This window comes from Bacteroides sp. 4_1_36 (assembly GCF_003466325.1).
GTDB lineage: Bacteria > Bacteroidota > Bacteroidia > Bacteroidales > Bacteroidaceae > Bacteroides > Bacteroides uniformis.
Genome location: NZ_QSOX01000011.1, coordinates 85089 through 102627, shown reverse-complemented (window position 1 = coordinate 102627; position 17539 = coordinate 85089). Strand labels below are relative to the sequence as shown.

15 protein-coding genes are annotated in these 17539 nt (G+C 48.1%); 9 read left to right on the top strand and 6 right to left on the bottom strand.

The genetic code is table 11. From position 1 onward, the window contains the following. Positions 1 to 2 precede the first annotated feature (2 nt). The 3 genes from DXD65_RS12205 (at position 3) to DXD65_RS12195 (ending at position 4739) form a co-directional block, all read left to right on the top strand. Positions 3 to 1733, top strand: a complete 1731-nt coding sequence (locus tag DXD65_RS12205) for a DUF4091 domain-containing protein (protein WP_057281731.1) — start codon at positions 3 to 5, stop codon at positions 1731 to 1733. A gap of 12 nt (positions 1734 to 1745) precedes the next feature. Continuing rightward, a complete protein-coding gene (locus tag DXD65_RS12200) occupies positions 1746 to 3818 on the top strand; it encodes a family 20 glycosylhydrolase (protein WP_117887693.1) in 2073 nt (690 codons plus the stop codon). A gap of 258 nt (positions 3819 to 4076) precedes the next feature. Continuing rightward, the gene (locus tag DXD65_RS12195) at positions 4077 to 4739 is read left to right on the top strand and encodes a DUF2490 domain-containing protein (protein ID WP_005832731.1); all 663 of its coding nucleotides are present in this window, start codon (positions 4077 to 4079) and stop codon (positions 4737 to 4739) included. Positions 4740 to 4760: 21 nt separating this feature from the next. On the opposite strand, the gene DXD65_RS12190 is transcribed toward DXD65_RS12195, so the two are convergent. Beyond that, entirely contained in the window at positions 4761 to 5864 is a 1104-nt protein-coding gene (locus tag DXD65_RS12190; protein ID WP_394810581.1) for a DUF4421 domain-containing protein, read from the bottom strand. 160 nt (positions 5865 to 6024) lie between these two features. Here DXD65_RS12190 and DXD65_RS12185 point away from each other — a divergent pair, with 160 nt between their 5' ends. The 6 genes from DXD65_RS12185 (at position 6025) to DXD65_RS12160 (ending at position 14092) form a co-directional block, all read left to right on the top strand. After that, on the top strand, positions 6025 to 6516 hold the full coding sequence (locus DXD65_RS12185) for a PaaI family thioesterase (protein ID WP_005832726.1): 492 nt from the start codon (positions 6025 to 6027) through the stop codon (positions 6514 to 6516). Between the two features lie 362 nt (positions 6517 to 6878). Further along, positions 6879 to 7730: an ATP phosphoribosyltransferase gene (gene hisG / locus DXD65_RS12180; protein WP_044467625.1), complete on the top strand. Its 852-nt coding sequence runs from the start codon at positions 6879 to 6881 to the stop codon at positions 7728 to 7730. 201 nt (positions 7731 to 7931) lie between these two features. Then, on the top strand, positions 7932 to 9245 hold the full coding sequence (hisD, locus tag DXD65_RS12175; RefSeq protein WP_044467624.1) for a histidinol dehydrogenase: 1314 nt from the start codon (positions 7932 to 7934) through the stop codon (positions 9243 to 9245). A 45-nt stretch (positions 9246 to 9290) separates the two neighbouring features. Next, a complete protein-coding gene (gene hisC / locus DXD65_RS12170; protein ID WP_117887677.1) occupies positions 9291 to 10331 on the top strand; it encodes a histidinol-phosphate transaminase in 1041 nt (346 codons plus the stop codon). A 184-nt stretch (positions 10332 to 10515) separates the two neighbouring features. Beyond that, a complete protein-coding gene (gene hisB, locus DXD65_RS12165; RefSeq protein ID WP_117887676.1) occupies positions 10516 to 11664 on the top strand; it encodes a bifunctional histidinol-phosphatase/imidazoleglycerol-phosphate dehydratase HisB in 1149 nt (382 codons plus the stop codon). Between the two features lie 154 nt (positions 11665 to 11818). After that, the gene (locus DXD65_RS12160; protein WP_117887675.1) at positions 11819 to 14092 is read left to right on the top strand and encodes a cation:proton antiporter; all 2274 of its coding nucleotides are present in this window, start codon (positions 11819 to 11821) and stop codon (positions 14090 to 14092) included. Positions 14093 to 14150: 58 nt separating this feature from the next. On the opposite strand, the gene DXD65_RS12155 is transcribed toward DXD65_RS12160, so the two are convergent. The 5 genes from DXD65_RS12155 to DXD65_RS12135 all read right to left on the bottom strand — a co-directional run bounded on the left by DXD65_RS12155 (position 14151) and on the right by DXD65_RS12135 (position 17531). After that, complete coding sequence (locus DXD65_RS12155; RefSeq protein WP_117887674.1) at positions 14151 to 15137, bottom strand: Gfo/Idh/MocA family protein; 987 nt, start codon at positions 15135 to 15137, stop codon at positions 14151 to 14153. 16 nt (positions 15138 to 15153) lie between these two features. Continuing rightward, complete coding sequence (locus DXD65_RS12150) at positions 15154 to 15573, bottom strand: RNA-binding S4 domain-containing protein (RefSeq protein WP_008665410.1); 420 nt, start codon at positions 15571 to 15573, stop codon at positions 15154 to 15156. Next, positions 15570 to 16133 (bottom strand): aminoacyl-tRNA hydrolase, encoded by a 564-nt coding sequence (pth, locus tag DXD65_RS12145; RefSeq protein ID WP_117887673.1) that lies wholly within the window; start codon positions 16131 to 16133, stop codon positions 15570 to 15572. Before pth ends, DXD65_RS12150 begins: the two co-directional genes overlap by 4 nt. Before the next feature lie 261 nt (positions 16134 to 16394). Beyond that, positions 16395 to 16985: a 50S ribosomal protein L25/general stress protein Ctc gene (locus DXD65_RS12140; protein ID WP_005831799.1), complete on the bottom strand. Its 591-nt coding sequence runs from the start codon at positions 16983 to 16985 to the stop codon at positions 16395 to 16397. A gap of 138 nt (positions 16986 to 17123) precedes the next feature. Then, complete coding sequence (locus DXD65_RS12135) at positions 17124 to 17531, bottom strand: PUR family DNA/RNA-binding protein (protein ID WP_005831798.1); 408 nt, start codon at positions 17529 to 17531, stop codon at positions 17124 to 17126. Positions 17532 to 17539 lie beyond the last annotated feature (8 nt).

Below are 17539 nucleotides of genomic sequence, written 5' to 3'. Positions count from 1 at the left end.
TTATGAAAAAAATTACATTATTATTGTCTTCTTTGTTCTTTTTCTCCCTTGGAACGAGTGCTTGTTCGGACGAGGCGCCATCCGGAAACACTGAAAAACCGGAACTGCCGGTCAATCCCGAGCCGCCCGTTACCCCTTCGGAGACTTTGAAAGGCTCGTTTGAAAGTAAGTTTGTGAGATATGCTAAAGGACAGAAGTTCACCGGGCAGGAGGATGATAGGCTGGTGACTACGGTATGGAAAGACACCGTATGGCAGAATGAGCGCGTGCATAAGCAGATTGTGCTTTGGACGGAATCAAAACGGTATGATGACTTGACGTACGAAATCGGCGACCTGCTGTCCGGCGGCAACCGTATTGCTTCTTCCAATCTGCATTTGCGTTTTCCATCCTATGTGTTGGGAGATGAAAAGGCTCTTGTTTGCAATGAATACCGCACGCATACTTCGGTACAGATTGCGGATAAGTTGTCCGAAGAGGCAGTCAGAACAGTGACTGCTTCGGAACCGGTAAAACTTTGGCTGACTGCCGACATTCCTGCGGGCACCGCGCCTGGAGAGTACGAAGGCACGGTCACCGTAAAATCGGGTGGTGAGGTGCAACTGACGTTCACGGTAAGGTTGCTGGTTGTCAATCATGCCTTGCCTCCGGTGAGCGAATGGGCTTTCCATTTGGATTTATGGCAGTTCCCTTTCCAGCTGTCCGGCTTGTGTGCTGATAATGGGCAAAAAGTTACTCCTTTTTCGAGTGAGTATTTCACTCTGGTGAAACCATTCTATCAGTTGCTGGCTGATGCCGGACAAAAGGTTATCACTGCCTATATCAAGGACGGCGCTTTCAACAAAGGTCAAACCATGGTTAAGTGGCATGAGGCTGCTGATGGGAAATGGAGCTTCGACTATACCGGTTTCGACAAGTTTGTCGCTCAGATGATGTCGTGGGGGATTGGCAGACAAATCAGTTGTTTTTCTCTGGTGGGATGGAACACTTCCATCGGATATACCGATGCTTCGGGCGAAGCCCGGACGTTGAAGCTGACAGTGGGGAGTGACGAATACCGGACTGTTTGGAATGAGTTTCTGGATTCCTTTGAGCGTCATCTTAAAACGAAGGGTTGGTTTGAAAAGACTGTTCTTTATATGGACGAAATCAGGGAAGATGAAATGCGGCAGGTGGTATCTTTCATAAAGCAGCACAATCCGGATTGGAAAATAGGACTTGCCGGTAGTGCCGTCTCCTCCGATGTGGAGAGTGCTTTTTATGACTACAGCACCATTTTGGGATATGACCGCACATCGACGAATGCTGTTGCCACTTTCTATACCAGTTGCGCGCAGAGCATCCCCAATGCCTATGTAAGTCTGGATAACAATCCGGCAGAGATGGTGTGGGTGGCTTGGTATGCCAAAGCCAAAGGATTGAACGGATTCTTGAGATGGGCTTACGATTATTGGACCAAGGCCGACCCGCAGGATGTGAGGGATGGAAATAACACGGCGGGGGATTTCAGCCTGATTTATCGCAGTGACAACTCTTTGTCTTCAGTCCCCTTGTCGAGCATTCGTCTTGAATTGCTTCGCGAAGGTATACAGGATTATGAAAAAATGCGCATCCTCTCCACCAATCTGATGAATCCCGTTGTGCAGAAGTTTACGTTGACTTCGGGAAGATTCGCAGGGGAAATAGTGACGGAAGCACAAGGTATGTTGAAAAAGATTTCTGCTGAATATTAAAAAAGGATGATTATGATTAAACTTGAAAAAATATTTGTATTGCTCTTTTTGCTGGGATTGTCAGTAAGGATGAGTGCTGTCGGTCTGGATAAACGATTTCAGATACTGCCTCTGCCGCAGCAGATGGAAATTCAGAAAGGGAAAGGCATAAGTGCCGGTGAACTCTCTTTTGTCACCATGAAAGGGGAAGGAGAAATCCCGGTTCTGGGAAATATGCTGGATGCGCTTCCGCGATATGCGGTGAAAGGGGTAAAAGGCGTGACACTCTCAATGACCGGAAAGGATGTGCCCGCATCTCCCGAAGGGTATGTATTGGAAGTCTCTTCCAAAGGGGTTGCCATCCGTGCCCGTTCTCATGCCGGACTGTTTTATGGTTGCCAGACCTTGGAGCAGCTGATGGAAGACAGCCATCAGTTTTCATTGGAGATACCGGCGATGAAAATTACGGATTATCCGGCTATAGCCTATCGCGCCGTACATCTGGATACAAAACATCATCTGGACCGGACGGAATACTATTATCGCATGATTGACAAACTGGCAAGGTATAAAGTGAATGCCGTGATATGGGAGCTGGAGGACAAGCTGCGCTATACCCGTCGTCCCGAAGTGGGTGCGCCAAACGCCATCGGCAAGCAGGAAATGCAAGCCATCTGCCGCTATGCCGAAGAACGGAACATCAACATCAGCCCTCTGGTGCAAGGGTTGGGACACGCCAGTTTCATCTTGAAGCACCACTGGGAGCTGCGCGAGAGTGAAAAGAGTGATTGGGAATTCTGTCCTTCCAATCCCCGCACATACGAAGTTCTGTTCGACCTCTATCGGGATGCGATGGAAGCGATGCCACAAAGCAAATACCTCCATATAGGCGGCGATGAAATATCGGCCATCGGCATTGATGAGCGTTGTAAGGCAACCGGCAAAACGGCTTTTCAGTTGCAGATGGAGTGGCTTAAAAAGGTATGCGATTTTGCGGTGGCACACGGGCGGACTCCTATATTCTGGGACGATATGCCGTTGAAATATGCCAATCTGTGGTGGCTTCTGCACCGCAATGTGCCGGACGATGAAGTCATGAAGAACTGGAATACGGCGGAATTGGATAAAGCGATAGATATGTTTCCCAAGAACTGCATCTACATGCGCTGGCATTACGAAGACCCTACCATTCTGCCACATCGGATGCTGCTTAATTGGTATCATAAGAAAGGTCTGAAGGTGATGGGAGCTACTTCCGCGTCTACCGGGGAAACTCCGTTTATACCGCGTAATAATTCCAGGGTACAGTATATCAAGGATTTTTGCGCTTTGGTTGCCGAAAATCAGTTGGAGGGAATTTTGACCACGGCATGGGATGACGGCTCGGCCCATCTGGAAACTGTTATGCGCGGTTTCATAGCGCAAGGGGAGTATGGCTGGCATCCCGGCGGGAGGACGATAGAAGATTTCATCACAGCGCATGCCCGGCGTGAGTTTGGTTTGCAACGGAAACAGATGGATTTTCTGGCAGAGATGGAGAAAGCCGCCTTTTTCTTTGACGGAGTGCTGGTTGTTTCCGGTTCGAGGAATCCGGCTTGGGGAGTGACCGAGGCTTTTACCTTGATAGAACTGCCTGATGCCGGGGCGCCGGGAAAGTGGAGCAGGAAGTACGAGAATAGATTGGATTCTGCCCGTATTGAAGCCGCGCGCTATGAAAGAATAACCAAAGGATTGCAGGACGCAGAATCCCATGCTTTGCGCAATCGTTATACATTGGATATTTATGAGCAGACCGGACGTTTGCTGAACTATCCGGTACGGTTATTGATGGCTTTGGAAAACTATGATAAAGCGAACGGAGAGGATGAGCGTGCGGCAAGTCTGAGGCAGATTAAAAAGGTGTGTTCTTATTTTAAGGAGATGCGTGCGGAGCTTGAATCTGTATATTCGCAAACCCGCTTCATGAGCAATCCCGAGGGGTATATTGCCGACCAGAATCACCACCGCCATCTTGCTGCAATGACCAATAACAGCGATTGGCTGTATCTTTATGAACTTCCGATGGTGGAAAAAATAGAGTCGTGGATGAAGACTTTGGATGAATAGAGAAACTGATTAACCTTAGACTAAGTCTCGTGGTCTGTCGGATACAGACCGGAAAGTTTTCAATAGGTATTGTTGTTCCGGGAAAATGCGCTTTGCTGATTCCCGGAACTTTTGTATGGATGAACGGAGAAACTTTATATCTCGGTTTCTGTTTTTAAGTATTATTGAAGTATCGGAAATGTGCAGACAAGATTTGTAGTATTACAGAATTGTTACAGAATTTATCCTTACCTTTGGCGCTTTAACAAAAAACGGCTTATGGTAAGTAATATATCTTCGTGCACGAAAGCACTCGTTTTGCTGATTTCGTTGCTGGGTGTTTCGTCTTTTTCCCTGCGGGCGCAGGAGAAGGATTTTGCCACTTGGGCGAATGTCGGTTTCGAATATAAGTTGAAGCCGGCATTTACTGTTTCCGGTGGGCTGGAGTGGCGTACAAAGGATGATTTGGGAAAGACAGACCGGTGGGGGCTGAAGGTGGGGGGAAGCTATAAGCTGTTGCCTTTCCTGAAGCTTGGAGCCGGGTATGAGACGCATTACCGCAACCGGGGGGCGGATGGCTGGAAGTTCCGGCACCGCTACCGTTTGGAAGGCACTCTGTCTGCCCGTGTGCAAAGGGTGAAACTGTCTTTGCGTGAGCGCTTTCAGCATACGTTCGATGGGCATAGGGATGAGTTCCGCTTGCGTTCGCGTGCGAAGTTTGCCTATGACATTCCGAAGTGCAAGCTGGAGCCGTATGCTTCGGTCGAGATGTATAATGGTCTGAACAGGACCGAGCATTTCGGGGTGAAACGGATGCGTTATCGCGGGGGAATCACGTTGCCTCTGTCCGGGCGCTGGGAGGCGGACCTCTTTTATTGCAGGCAGTGGGAGCAGGATAAGCGGAAGAATATAGTAGGGGTGGAGTGTGCTTACAGCTTCTGAGAGGGGTGAAGTCCGGTTATCCTATTTCTTACTTTTCCGGTGTTCCTTTTTCAGATAGAAGTTGAATCCGGCGTATACTTGGAGGATGCCGAACCCGTTGTTCAGGGAGAAACTGTTCTTGTAGTAGTCGTATGTCCTGCCTACGAATGAGGTACCCACGAAGTATTTGCTGTTGTTGTATACCACGCCTGCACGCAGGATGAAGTCGATATTGAAGTTCTTGTACCAGTCGTCCGCTTCCCGTTCTTCGGTCTTCTCTATGCGCGATGTCTTGTAGGCGACCGCCGGATTGAACGACAGGCAGGCGAGACAGTTGCGGGCAAACACCCAATTGTAGGCATAGCCGACGTTGAGGCTGATGTTCGTGTATTTGATGTGCTTCACCTTCATGCCCGGATTCATGTTTTCCTGAATGATTTGGGGCAGCTTGGTATAGTCGAAGTCCAGATTGTGGGTGGATACGGAGAATCCGGCAATGAAAGAACCTGCATTGCGGCGCTGGTTGGTGGACTGGCTGAAGGCGGCTGGATAGGAGAAACGCCGATTGTTGAAAATGTAATACAGATTCAATCCCTTCATCTTTACTTTCAATCCGTTGAAGTCTTCGGAATAATTGGAGGGAATCTCGTCGGAAAAGCCGGATACCTTGTGTATCTTGTAGTCGTTTCCGGTGCTACGGTAGAAAATGTCCACTCCCAGTTTGGAACTGTAAAGGCTGAGGTCAAACTCCGTGCCGCGCTTTTTCTTGCTTTTCTTTCCGTAGAGCCAGTCCGTGTCGACAGCCCATCCCAGGAATATCCAACGCCATCCGAAGTAAGCGCCTATCTTGTTGTGAGGGTTGGGCGAGAAACGGAGCCGCTGGTCGTCATTGCCCACAGAGTAGTATTCGTAATTGGTGAAATGGTCGAGCATCAGGGCGTAATTGTATCGGTTGGGACTGATATAGGTAGTGTCGAAGTCGCTGAAGTTGAGGAATTTCTTCAATGCTTTTCTGAAGGTATTTTTATATACGATGCTGTCGCATGCGACAGAACCGTTCTCCTTGTTTTGCGCAAACAATGAGAATGTAAATAATATCCATAAGCAGAAAAAGGCCCCTCTTTGCATCTTGTTGTTCTCTCTCATTTATACAAAGCTAAATAAAATAACCGGTTTTTGAACAGTATCCCGCTAATTTTTCTCTGAAAAAGGCATCAATAATTTGTAGTTCTCAATCGGAATGACTAATATTGAACGTCTTATTGAGAGACTTTATGAATCAAAACCAGATAAAGAAGAATACGATATGAAGAAGATTATCAATCCGTGGAAAGATATGGAGGGCTACAACTGTTTCGGTTGCTCTCCCGACAATGAAGCCGGTGTGAGAATGGAGTTTTATGAGGACGGTGACGAGGTGGTGAGCATCTGGAAGCCGCGTCCGGAGTATCAAGGGTGGCTGAATACGTTGCATGGAGGCATCCAGTCCGTATTGCTGGACGAAATCTGCGGCTGGGTCGTGTTCCGCAAGCTGCAGACCGGCGGGGTGACATCGAAAATGGAAACCCGCTTCCGCAAATCCATATCGACCAACGACACGCATGTGGTGCTGCGGGCTTCGCTTCGCGAGCAGAAGCGGAATATTGCTATCATAGAAGCACGCCTGTATAATAGCATGGGCGAACTTTGCACAGAAGCCACTTGCACCTACTTTACCTTTCCGAAGGAGAAGGCGGAAGCGGAAATGCATTTCCATAGCTGCGAAGTAGAGCAGGAGGAAATATTGCCGTTGATTTAATTGTTTCACCACAGATTACACAGATTTGCATAGATTGGAATAAAAATAATTTGTGCAAATCTGTGTAATCTGTGGTGAACTAAGATGAATTTGAAAGAAAAAATAAACTTTTTGTGATAAATCTTTTGGAGTTTCAAACTTTTAGTTTACTTTTGTCGCATTAAAATCCAAAAAATATGAAGAATATCGTTGCACATCATCACCATCATCATCCTAACGAATAACTCGGTGGGCGTATGAGTGTATATGTACAACAGATGACATAACAGACGAGGCTTACCGAATATTGGTAAGCCTCGTTTTGTTTTCTGTCATCTCATTCAAAATAGTAAATAGTAAATCGTAAAATAGTAAATAACCTTATGTTAAGAATTGCAGTACAAGCTAAGGGTCGTCTGTATGACGAGACCATGTCGTTTTTGGGAGAATCGGATATAAAGTTGAGTGCCATGAAGCGCTCGTTGTTGGTGCAGTCGTCAAACTTTCCTCTTGAAGTGTTGTTTCTGAGGGATGACGACATTCCGCAGTCTGTGGCTACTGGGGTGGCTGATATAGGCATTGTGGGTGAGAATGAATTTGTTGAGAAGAATGAGGATGCGGAGATAATCAAGCGTCTGGGATTCAGCAAATGCCGTCTGTCTCTTGCCATGCCGAAGGATATTGAGTATCCGGGGGTGAAGTGGTTTCACGGAAAGAAGATTGCGACATCTTATCCGGGTATCCTTTCCGGCTTTTTGAAAGAGAATGGGGTGAATGCGGAGATACACGTCATTACGGGGTCGGTAGAAGTGGCGCCGGGCATCGGTCTGGCAGATGCTATTTTCGATATTGTAAGTTCCGGTTCTACGCTGGTGAGCAACCGTTTGAAGGAAGTGGAGGTTGTGATGAAGTCCGAAGCGCTACTGATTGGCAACAAGAACATGAGCGAGGAAAAGCAAGAGATATTGAGGGAGCTGTTGTTCCGTATGGATGCCGTGAAGACAGCCGAAGATAAGAAATATGTGCTGATGAATGCCCCGAAAGAGAAACTGGATGAGATTGTCTCTGTACTTCCGGGCATGAAGAGCCCCACGGTAATGCCTTTGGCACAAGAAGGCTGGTGCTCGGTACATACGGTGCTCGACGAGAAGTGTTTCTGGGAGATTATCGGAAAGCTGAAAGCGCTGGGGGCAGAAGGCATTCTGGTGCTGCCGATTGAGAAAATGATAATTTAAAGCCTCGAGGATGTGTCAAAAGTATATAAACGCTTTCTTTATGTTACGACATTAGGTACGAATTACGCGAAATAGCGCGGAATCGGTAAAATGAATCCGTGAAATCCGCGTAATCAGCGCCTAATAGAAAGTCTTCAGAGAGTTTTGACACACCTCCAATAATATCATGGTTTATGCATAAATCTTTAAAAACATGTCATTATGATATTGATTAGTAATCCCGATAAATCCCAGTGGCAAGAGATTCTGAAACGTCCGGTGATGAATACGGAGAATCTGTTTGATACGGTGCGGAGTGTTATTGACCGTGTGAAGGAGGAGGGAGACCGTGCTGTGCTGGATTATGAAGAAAAATTTGATAAAGTGGTGTTGGCCTCGCTGGCAGTGTCGGAAGAGGAACAGCAGGAAGCGGAAAACCTGGTGAGTGAAGACTTGAAAGCAGCTATTCGCCTGGCAAAGCAGAACATCGAGACTTTCCACGCCGCACAACGCTTTGAGGGCAAGAAAGTGCAGACTCAGCCGGGGGTGACCTGCTGGCAGAAAGCGGTTGCCATAGAAAAGGTGGGATTGTATATCCCCGGAGGAACGGCTCCGCTGTTTTCTACGGTACTGATGCTGGCCGTTCCCGCCAGGATTGCCGGATGCAAGGAGATTGTTCTCTGCACCCCTCCGGGACGTGACGGAAAGGTACATCCCGCTGTGCTGTTTGCCGCAAAAGTGGCAGGTGTCAACCGGATTTTCAAAGCTGGCGGCATACAAGCCATTGCCGCTATGGCATACGGAACGGAAAGTGTGCCTAAGGTTTACAAGATATTCGGTCCGGGAAATCAGTATGTCACGGCTGCCAAACAGCTTGTGAGCTTGCGTGATGTGGCGATAGATATGCCGGCAGGACCTTCGGAAGTAGAAGTTTTGGCTGACGAAACAGCTAATCCGATTTTTGTCGCCGCCGACTTGTTGAGCCAGGCAGAACACGGAGTGGACAGTCAGGCTATATTAATTACGACCTCTGTCGAATTGCAACAAGCTGTAAAGGTGGAAGTGGAACGCCAACTGGCCTTACTGCCACGTAAAGAGATTGCCGAAAAGTCTCTTGCCAATAGCAAACTGATTGTAGTGGACAGCATGGCAGAAGCCATTGAATTGACCAACGCGTATGCTCCCGAACATCTTATCATAGAAACCGAGGATTATCTTTCCGTGGCAGAACGTATCGTGAATGCCGGTTCCGTATTCCTGGGTTCTCTTACTCCGGAGAGTGCGGGAGATTATGCTTCGGGCACAAACCATACCCTGCCGACAAACGGCTATGCTAAAGCATACAGCGGTGTCAGCCTCGACAGCTTTATCCGCAAGATAACTTTTCAGGAGATAAAGCCGGAAGGATTAAATATCATCGGCCCTGCCATCGAGCTGATGGCTGCCAATGAACAGCTGGATGCGCATAAGAATGCTGTGAGTGTGAGACTGGGGCAGTTGGAAAATGGAAATGGAAAGTTGAAAATTGAGAGCTGATGGCTTAAAGTAATTTTAATCGTAAATTGTCAAATCATAAATAACATGGTGAAAACATTACAAGAACTTACCCGTCCGAATATCTGGCGTCTGAAGCCTTATTCTTCAGCACGTGATGAATATAATGGTGCTGCGGCATCCGTTTTTCTCGATGCAAACGAGAATCCTTATAACATGCCGCACAACCGTTATCCCGACCCCATGCAGCGGGAGTTAAAGACAGAATTGTCTAAAATTAAAAAGGTGAGTCCCGATTCCATCTTCTTAGGGAATGGCAGTGATGAAGCTATCGATTTGGTGTTCCGTGCTTTTTGTGAACCCCGTGTGGATAATGTAGTGGCCATCGACCCTACCTACGGCATGTATCAAGTCTGTGCTGACGTTAATGATGTGGAGTACCGTAAAGTGCTGCTCGATGAGGATTTCCAGTTCTCTGCCGACAAGCTTCTGGCTGCTGCGGATGAGCATACCAAACTGATTTTTATCTGCTCTCCCAACAATCCTACCGGCAATGACCTGCTCCGTAGCGAAATTGAAACGCTGATTCGCCGGTTTGATGGGTTAGTGATACTGGACGAGGCATACAATGACTTCTCCGAGGCACCTTCCTTCCTTGAAAATTTGAATCAATATCCGAATCTCATTGTACTGCAAACCTTTTCCAAAGCATGGGGATGTGCTGCCATCCGTCTGGGTATGGCATTTGCCTCACCGGATATTATCGGCATCCTCAGTAAGATAAAATATCCCTATAACGTGAACCTGCTGACACAGAAGCAGGCAGTGGAAATGCTTCACCGCTATTATGAAATAGAACGTTGGGTAAAGACACTGAAAGAAGAACGGGAGAATCTGGAAGCCGAGTTCGCCGCACTGCCATGTACGGTGAAGATGTTCCCTTCCCATGCCAATTTCTTCCTGGCCCGTGTGACGGATGCCGTGAAGATTTACAATTATCTGGTAGGCAAGGGTATCATTGTCCGCAACCGTAACTCCGTGTCACTCTGCGGAAATTGCCTGCGGGTGACGGTGGGAACGAGAGGAGAGAATGAAAAATTGATTGAAGCGCTGAAGGAATATATGTAGAAGGAGTTAAAGGGAGTAAAAGGGGGGGTAAAGGGATTAAAAGGGAGTTAAAGGCCGATACTGCTGTTCTATACAAGTAATGCTTATGCAAGCAGAACTACCGGCTCTAACTCCTCTAACTCCTTCTACCTCCTTCTAACTCCCGATAACTCCCTTTATTCCCTCAAAAAAAATATCCTTTAAAATGAAGAAACTACTTTTTATAGACCGTGACGGGACTTTAGTCATTGAGCCGCCCATTGATTATCAGCTGGACTCCCTGGAGAAGCTGGAGTTCTATCCGAAAGTGATGCGCAATCTTGGCTTCATCCGCAGCAAGCTGGATTTTGATTTTGTAATGGTGACCAATCAGGACGGTCTCGGCACCGCCTCCTTTCCGGAAGAGACCTTCTGGCCGGCACACAACCTGATGATGAAGACATTGGAAGGCGAAGGCATCACCTTCGACGACATCTGCATAGACCGCAGCATGCCCGACGACAATGCACCGACCCGCAAGCCGCGTACCGGAATGCTTGCCAAATACCTCGATAACCCGGACTACGATTTGTCCCACAGTTTCGTCATTGGCGACCGGCCTACGGATGTGGAACTGGCAAAGAATCTGGGCTGCCGTGCCATTCTTCTGCAAGATGACACGGCATCATTGAAACCCGTTTCCGAAGGTGGCGGTGCCGCTTGTGACGGACTTGAAGATTACTGCGCCCTCGCCACCAGGGATTGGGATAAGGTTGCCGAATTCCTCTTTGCCGGTGAGCGTACGGCGGAAGTACGTCGCACTACCAAGGAGACAGATATATACGTATCCTTGAATCTGGATGGTAACGGGCATTGTGACATCGCGACCGGACTGGGCTTCTTCGACCACATGTTGGAACAGATAGGCAAGCACGGCGGCATGGACCTCACCATCCGTGTGAAAGGTGACCTTGAAGTGGACGAGCATCACACCATCGAAGATACCGCCCTTGCTCTGGGCGACTGCCTTTATCAGGCCTTAGGAAGTAAGCGGGGCATTGAACGCTATGGCTATGCCCTTCCTATGGACGATTGTCTTTGCCAAGTGTGCCTTGACTTTGGCGGACGCCCGTGGCTGGTATGGGATGCCGAGTTCAAGCGCGAGAAGGTAGGAGATATGCCGACGGAAATGTTCCTGCATTTCTTCAAGTCCTTGAGCGATGCTGCCCGGATGAATCTTAATGTAAAAGCCGAAGGACAGAACGAACATCATAAGATAGAGGGCATCTTCAAGGCGTTGGCACGTGCGCTGAAGATGGCGGTGAAGAGGGATATTTATCACTTTGAACTGCCAAGCTCGAAAGGAGTGTTGTAGAATCGTGCAGACAACTGCTGCAAAGTTACTGCATACCTTTTGCAGTGCTGCTGCAAAGCAGTTGCAGTGACGCTGCAAGGCTTTTGCAGAGCCACTGCAGATGTATTGCAGAGTTTTGCAGTTGTATGTCTCTGATTAATAGATAAGTAGTGTTATGTCACATTTAGCCCCTTTGATAGCTGATTTAGCTCTGATATTGATTTGTGCGGGGATTATGACCCTGCTTTTTAAGAAATTGAAGCAACCGCTGGTGTTAGGATATGTAGTCGCAGGATTCCTTGCCAGCCCTCACATGGCCTATACACCGTCGGTGATGGACACGGCTAATATACAGACCTGGGCGGATATAGGCGTTATCTTCCTGCTGTTTGCACTGGGATTGGAATTCAGCTTCAAGAAGATTGTGAAGGTGGGAGGCGCGGCGATTATTGCTGCGTGTACCATCATCTTTTGTATGATATTGTTGGGAGTGGCGGTAGGTACCGGGTTCGGCTGGCAACGGATGGACTGTATCTTCCTGGGCGGTATGATTGCCATGTCGTCCACTACCATTATCTATAAGGCGTTTGATGATTTGGGGATGCGCAAGAAACAGTTCACGGGGCTGGTGCTCAGTGTGCTTATCCTGGAGGATATTCTTGCCATCGTATTGATGGTGATGCTCTCCACGATGGCAGTCAGCCATAACTTCGAGGGTACGGAGATGCTGGGGAGCATTGCCAAACTGCTGTTCTTCCTGATACTTTGGTTCGTGGTGGGTATTTACCTCATCCCCGGATTGCTGAAGCGGTGCCGGAAGCTGATGAGCGAGGAAACCTTGCTGATAGTCTCTCTCGGACTCTGTTTCGGCATGGTGGTGATGGCTGCACATACGGGGTTCTCGGCTGCTTTCGGTGCCTTCATCATGGGTTCCATTCTTGCCGAAACGGTAGAGGCAGAGAGCATAGAACGGCTGGTGAAGCCGGTCAAGGACTTGTTTGGCGCCATCTTCTTCGTATCGGTCGGCATGATGGTAGACCCAGCCATGATTGTGGAGTATGCGGGACCTATTGTCGTGATTACTCTGGCGGTTATCCTCGGGCAATCCCTTTTCGGGACGCTGGGTGTGCTGCTGGCAGGGCAACCGCTAAAGACAGCCATGCAGTGCGGTTTCAGCTTGACGCAAATCGGTGAGTTTGCCTTTATCATAGCTTCGCTGGGCGTGTCGCTGCATGTCACCAGCCATTTCTTATATCCTATTGTGGTGGCGGTGTCTGTCATCACCACTTTCCTCACTCCTTATATGATTCGTTTGGCAGACCCCGCTTCCAATCTTGTGGATACGCATTTGCCGGAAAAATGGAGAAAGTTCTTGACCCGTTATGCTTCAGGTTCGCAGACGATGAACCATGAAAGTCTGTGGAAGAAACTGATATTTGCACTAGTCAGGATTACGGTTGTATATTCTATCATTTGCGTGGCGGTGATAGCTTTGGCGTTCCGTTTTCTGGTGCCTTTCGTGCACGACAGTCTGCCCGGGGTATGGGGCTCTTTGTTGGCTGCCTTTATCATCATTCTGTGTATAGCTCCGTTTCTGCGTGCTATCATGATTAAAAAGAATCATTCGGAGGAGTTCGTGACTTTATGGAAGGATAACCGTGGAAACCGGGCGCCGTTGGTGGCTACCATTGTACTGCGTCTGCTGCTGGGTGTTTCGTTTGTCATGTTCGTTATAGCCGGTTTATTCAAGATGTCTGTGGGACTGGTATTTGGAGTGGCGGTGTTGCTGGTGACTTTAATGATACTCTCCCGCCAGTTGAAGAAGCAGTCCATCATGATAGAGAGGACATTCTTCCAGAATCTGCGGTACCGCGACATGCGTGCCGAGTATATGGGAGAGAAGAAACCGGAGTATGCGGGACGTCTGCTGTCGCGCGACCTGCACCTGACGGATTTTGAAATCCCCGGCGAGTCGGCATGGGTGGGCAGGACATTGGCGGAGCTGAATTTCGGAAAGAAATACGGCATCCATGTGGTCTCCATCCTTCGGGGCAAGAAACGGATTAATATTCCCGGAGCGTCTGTCCGCCTTTTCCCGCAGGACAAGATACAAGTGATTGCTACGGACGAGGAACTGAACGTCTTCGGCAAGGAGATGGATAAGGTGTCTGCCATGAATACGGATGTGATAGAGAAGAGTGAGATGATTCTGCGCCAGTTCTGTGTGGACGGGCAGTCTCCTTTCCTGAACAAGACCTTGAAGGAAGCAGGGATACGCGAGAAGTATCACTGCCTGATTGCCGGTGTGGAGCGGGGAGGGGAGACCCTGCATGCTCCCGACCCGCATGAACCTTTTGTAGAAGGCGATGTGGTATGGGTTGTAGGCGAGAGTGCCGATGTGTACGAATTAGTCAGTCAGAAAGGCGAAGGTTTCGACATGGAGGTGTGACAAAACAAAAGGCATCTTACTTCTTGATAGTTTTTAGGCACACCTTCATAGTCGTTAATCAGAGCTTGTTCAGTATTTTGTCCATCACCCAGTTTGTGAGAGTGGCGCTTTCGCCGTCACAGCTGCAGACGGACTTGCCCAGCAGGTGGTCTACCACTGCCTGTATAAGCGGTTGCTGGACGTAGGTGGGGTTTTCGACGATGATTTCTTCACGTCCTCTTTCCGTATGCAGCGCAATGGGGTCATAGGTGAATACGGAGAAACAAATCATGCCTTTGTCTCCAATGATTTCTATACGGTCTTCGCGGGCGGATTCGTGGGCGACGAAACACCAGGAGCCGCTGCCTACTAGTCCGCTGTCAAACTGGAAACATGCGCTTAGGGTGTCTTCGGCAGGATATAGTCTGCCACGGTTGCTCTTGTAGCCGCTAGCTTCGAGGATACATCCGAAGATTTCCTGCAGCAAGTCTATCTGGTGGGGCGCAAGGTCATAGAAGTATCCTCCGCCGGCAATGTCCGGCTGCACGCGCCACGGCAGGTTTTCCTTGTTATGGTCGAGGTCGCGGGGAGGCTGGGCGAAGCGGATTTGAATGTTGATGACATTGCCAATATGTCCCTCCTCTACCAGTGACTTTACCTTCAGGAAGTAGGGCAGATAGCGGCGGTAATACGCGACAAAACATGGAATACCCGTTTCTTGGGAAATGCGGTTGATGCGGCAGCACTCTTCGTAGGTAACGGCCATCGGTTTCTCTATGTAGACCGGTTTACCTGCCTTCATGGACATGATGGCGTACGTAGCATGTGAAGAAGGAGGAGTGGCAATGTACACGGCGTTCACCTCTTCGTCGTCAATCAGCTCCTGGGCATCGTCGTACCATTTAGGAATCCCTCTTTCCTTGGCGTAGGTCTTGGCCTTGTCGCCATTTCGGCTCATGACGGCCACTACTTCGGAGTTCTCTATTTTCTGGAATGCCGGTCCGCTTTTGTATTTGGTCACTTCTCCGCAGCCGATGAATCCCCATTTAATTATTCTCTCGCTCATAATCTTTCCCTTATTTTTACTCTTCCTCAAAATCGAATTCAAAGTCGAAATCATCCAGAAATTCCGGTTCTGTAAATTCTTCCAGACTCCGGCGGTCTTTTTTCGTTGGTCGTCCGGTACCCTTGGCACGGTTGACGAAACCGCTAACACGGCTCATCTCCAGCAGTTCATACTGTTCCGGAGTCGTTACATTCTCCATCATTTCGGCAACAAGCTTTGCGCCGACACGCTTTTCGATGGTTTGCAGTACTTTGAAGGAATAGGTGACGGGGGGCTTGCGCACCTGGATGACATCTCCCGGCTTCACCGTACGGGCAGCCTTTGCCAGTGCGCCGTTGATGCTGATGCGCCCTTTTTTGCAGGCTTCGGCGGCTATGGTACGCGTCTTGAAGATACGTACTGCCCACATCCATTTGTCAATTCTGGCTTCGTTCATTTCTTGTTATATTGATTCATGGTGATAGCTATTCCTGCCAGGCAGAAACTTTTGATGATTTCTCCGGCTGTCTCCAATCTCTCATCCATTGTTTTCCAATCTTCATCGGTAAAATGTCCCAGCACATAGTCAATCTGCCCACCACGGGGAAAGTCATTGCCGATGCCGAAACGCAGGCGTGCATAATTCTGGGTGCCCAGCGTTGATGCAATATGCTTAAGGCCGTTATGTCCCGCATCGCTTCCCTTACCTTTCAGGCGCAGTGTGCCGAAAGGCAGTGCCAGGTCATCTACCACTACCAACACATTCTCCAATGGAATGTTTTCCTTTTGCATCCAGTAGCGTACGGCGTTGCCGCTGAGGTTCATAAAGGTGGAAGGCTTCAGCAGTAACAGTTGGCGTCCCTTGACTGACAGTGTTGTGGTGAAACCATAACGTCCGTCGGTAAAAGTGGCACCCGCTGCTTTGGCCAGAGCATCTACTGCCATGAATCCGATGTTATGGCGGGTTTCGTGATATTCGGGGCCGATATTGCCCAATCCTACAATTAAATATTTCATAGTCAGTGCTTCCTGTTTATGAGGGTGTTAAAACTAGTATTCACCACAGATTACACAGATTAACACAGAATGAATTTAATGTACCGATAATCAAAGATGTCTATCTGTGCAAATCTGTGTAATCTGTGGTGAATTATACACTCTCGTGAGCCGTAAAAAGAACGCGGATTATCGCAACTTTCCGCGGAAATCAGTATGAAATCTGCGTTGGCTGCGTTAATCCGCGTTCCCGAATATTTAGTCTTTCTTGGAAAGAATCGATTAGTTGCCTGCAGCAGCAGCGGCACCTCTTGCAGCACGAGTCAGCTTAACGGCGCATACAACAGCTTCTTTGGCATTCAGCAATTCCAATCCTTCGTATTGCAATTCGCCAACTTTAACAGTCTTACCAAGTCCCAAGTGGGCAACGTTGATAATCAGTCTTTCAGGAATTACGTTATACAAAGCTCTTACTTTCAGCTTACGCATCTGGAGTACCAGCTTACCACCGGCCTTAACACCTTCTGCCAAACCTTCCATCTGTACCGGAACTTCCATAACGATAGGCTTAGCCTCGTCAATTTGATAGAAGTCAACGTGCAGGATAGTATCCTTTACGGGGTGGAATTGGATATCTTTCATGATAGCGTTTACTTTCTTGCCATCAATCACCAAGTCAACTACGTAGATGTGCGGAGTGTAAACCAAGTTACGCAGACCCTCTGCAGGTACAGTGAAGTGAACATTTTCACCTGCACCATAAAGTACGCAAGGTACACCGTTGTTTTTACGAATAGCTTTCAAAGCTCTTGCTTGTTCCGAAGAACGTTCTGCAATAGTTCTTGCAGTTCCTTTTACTTCAATTGATTTCATTTTAAAAATTTTTGTGTTACTCTAAATTAAGTAAATTTTTTGCTTAATTCACCATCACACGATGTGGCTTGCCACACGATGTTGCAAAAAAGCGGTGCAAAAGTACAGCTTCTTTTTGAATTATCAAAAGGTTATAACTTAAAATTCAATGTCTATCTTGATTTCTCCTTCCAATGAAGACGCTTTTTCCTCTTTCGGCAGTTCTTCTTTTCCCGTTTCGGGACTTTCAGCCTCTTCGTCAGTGGTATGTCTTGTATAGCAGCCTTGCTGTTCCTGGATGAAGCCGATGGCTTGCTGAAGTCCGTTCATGAACTTTTCAAAATCCTCTTTGTATAGAAAGATTTTGTGCTTTTCGAAACTTACCTGCGAGTCGTCTCCTTCGCCCATCACAATCTTCTTGCTTTCCGTGATGGCGAGAAACATTTCGTCTTTTCTGTTTTTCTTGACGTCTAAATAGTAGATGCGCTTACCTGCTTTGATGGATTGGGAGAATACAATCTCCTTGTCGTTCATGTCCGCTGCGTTTTTCTTCTTAAAGTCTTCCATATTATAAT

Excerpts from the sequence above, each read along its gene's own strand:
- hisG (WP_044467625.1), top strand. The coding sequence starts at position 6,879 with ATGTTAAGAATTGCAGTACAAGCTAAGGGTCGTCTGTATGACGAGACC.
- DXD65_RS12190 (WP_394810581.1), bottom strand. The coding sequence starts at position 5,864 with ATGAGAGAGAACAACAAGATGCAAAGAGGGGCCTTTTTCTGCTTATGG.
- DXD65_RS12140 (WP_005831799.1), bottom strand. The coding sequence starts at position 16,985 with ATGAAATCAATTGAAGTAAAAGGAACTGCAAGAACTATTGCAGAACGT.
- DXD65_RS12205 (WP_057281731.1), top strand. The coding sequence starts at position 3 with ATGAAAAAAATTACATTATTATTGTCTTCTTTGTTCTTTTTCTCCCTT.
- hisC (WP_117887677.1), top strand. The coding sequence starts at position 9,291 with ATGGTGAAAACATTACAAGAACTTACCCGTCCGAATATCTGGCGTCTG.
- hisB (WP_117887676.1), top strand. The coding sequence starts at position 10,516 with ATGAAGAAACTACTTTTTATAGACCGTGACGGGACTTTAGTCATTGAG.
- pth (WP_117887673.1), bottom strand. The coding sequence starts at position 16,133 with ATGAAATATTTAATTGTAGGATTGGGCAATATCGGCCCCGAATATCAC.
- DXD65_RS12160 (WP_117887675.1), top strand. The coding sequence starts at position 11,819 with ATGTCACATTTAGCCCCTTTGATAGCTGATTTAGCTCTGATATTGATT.
- DXD65_RS12200 (WP_117887693.1), top strand. The coding sequence starts at position 1,746 with ATGATTAAACTTGAAAAAATATTTGTATTGCTCTTTTTGCTGGGATTG.
- DXD65_RS12185 (WP_005832726.1), top strand. The coding sequence starts at position 6,025 with ATGAAGAAGATTATCAATCCGTGGAAAGATATGGAGGGCTACAACTGT.
- hisD (WP_044467624.1), top strand. The coding sequence starts at position 7,932 with ATGATATTGATTAGTAATCCCGATAAATCCCAGTGGCAAGAGATTCTG.
- DXD65_RS12195 (WP_005832731.1), top strand. The coding sequence starts at position 4,077 with ATGGTAAGTAATATATCTTCGTGCACGAAAGCACTCGTTTTGCTGATT.
- DXD65_RS12150 (WP_008665410.1), bottom strand. The coding sequence starts at position 15,573 with ATGAACGAAGCCAGAATTGACAAATGGATGTGGGCAGTACGTATCTTC.
- DXD65_RS12135 (WP_005831798.1), bottom strand. The coding sequence starts at position 17,531 with ATGGAAGACTTTAAGAAGAAAAACGCAGCGGACATGAACGACAAGGAG.
- DXD65_RS12155 (WP_117887674.1), bottom strand. The coding sequence starts at position 15,137 with ATGAGCGAGAGAATAATTAAATGGGGATTCATCGGCTGCGGAGAAGTG.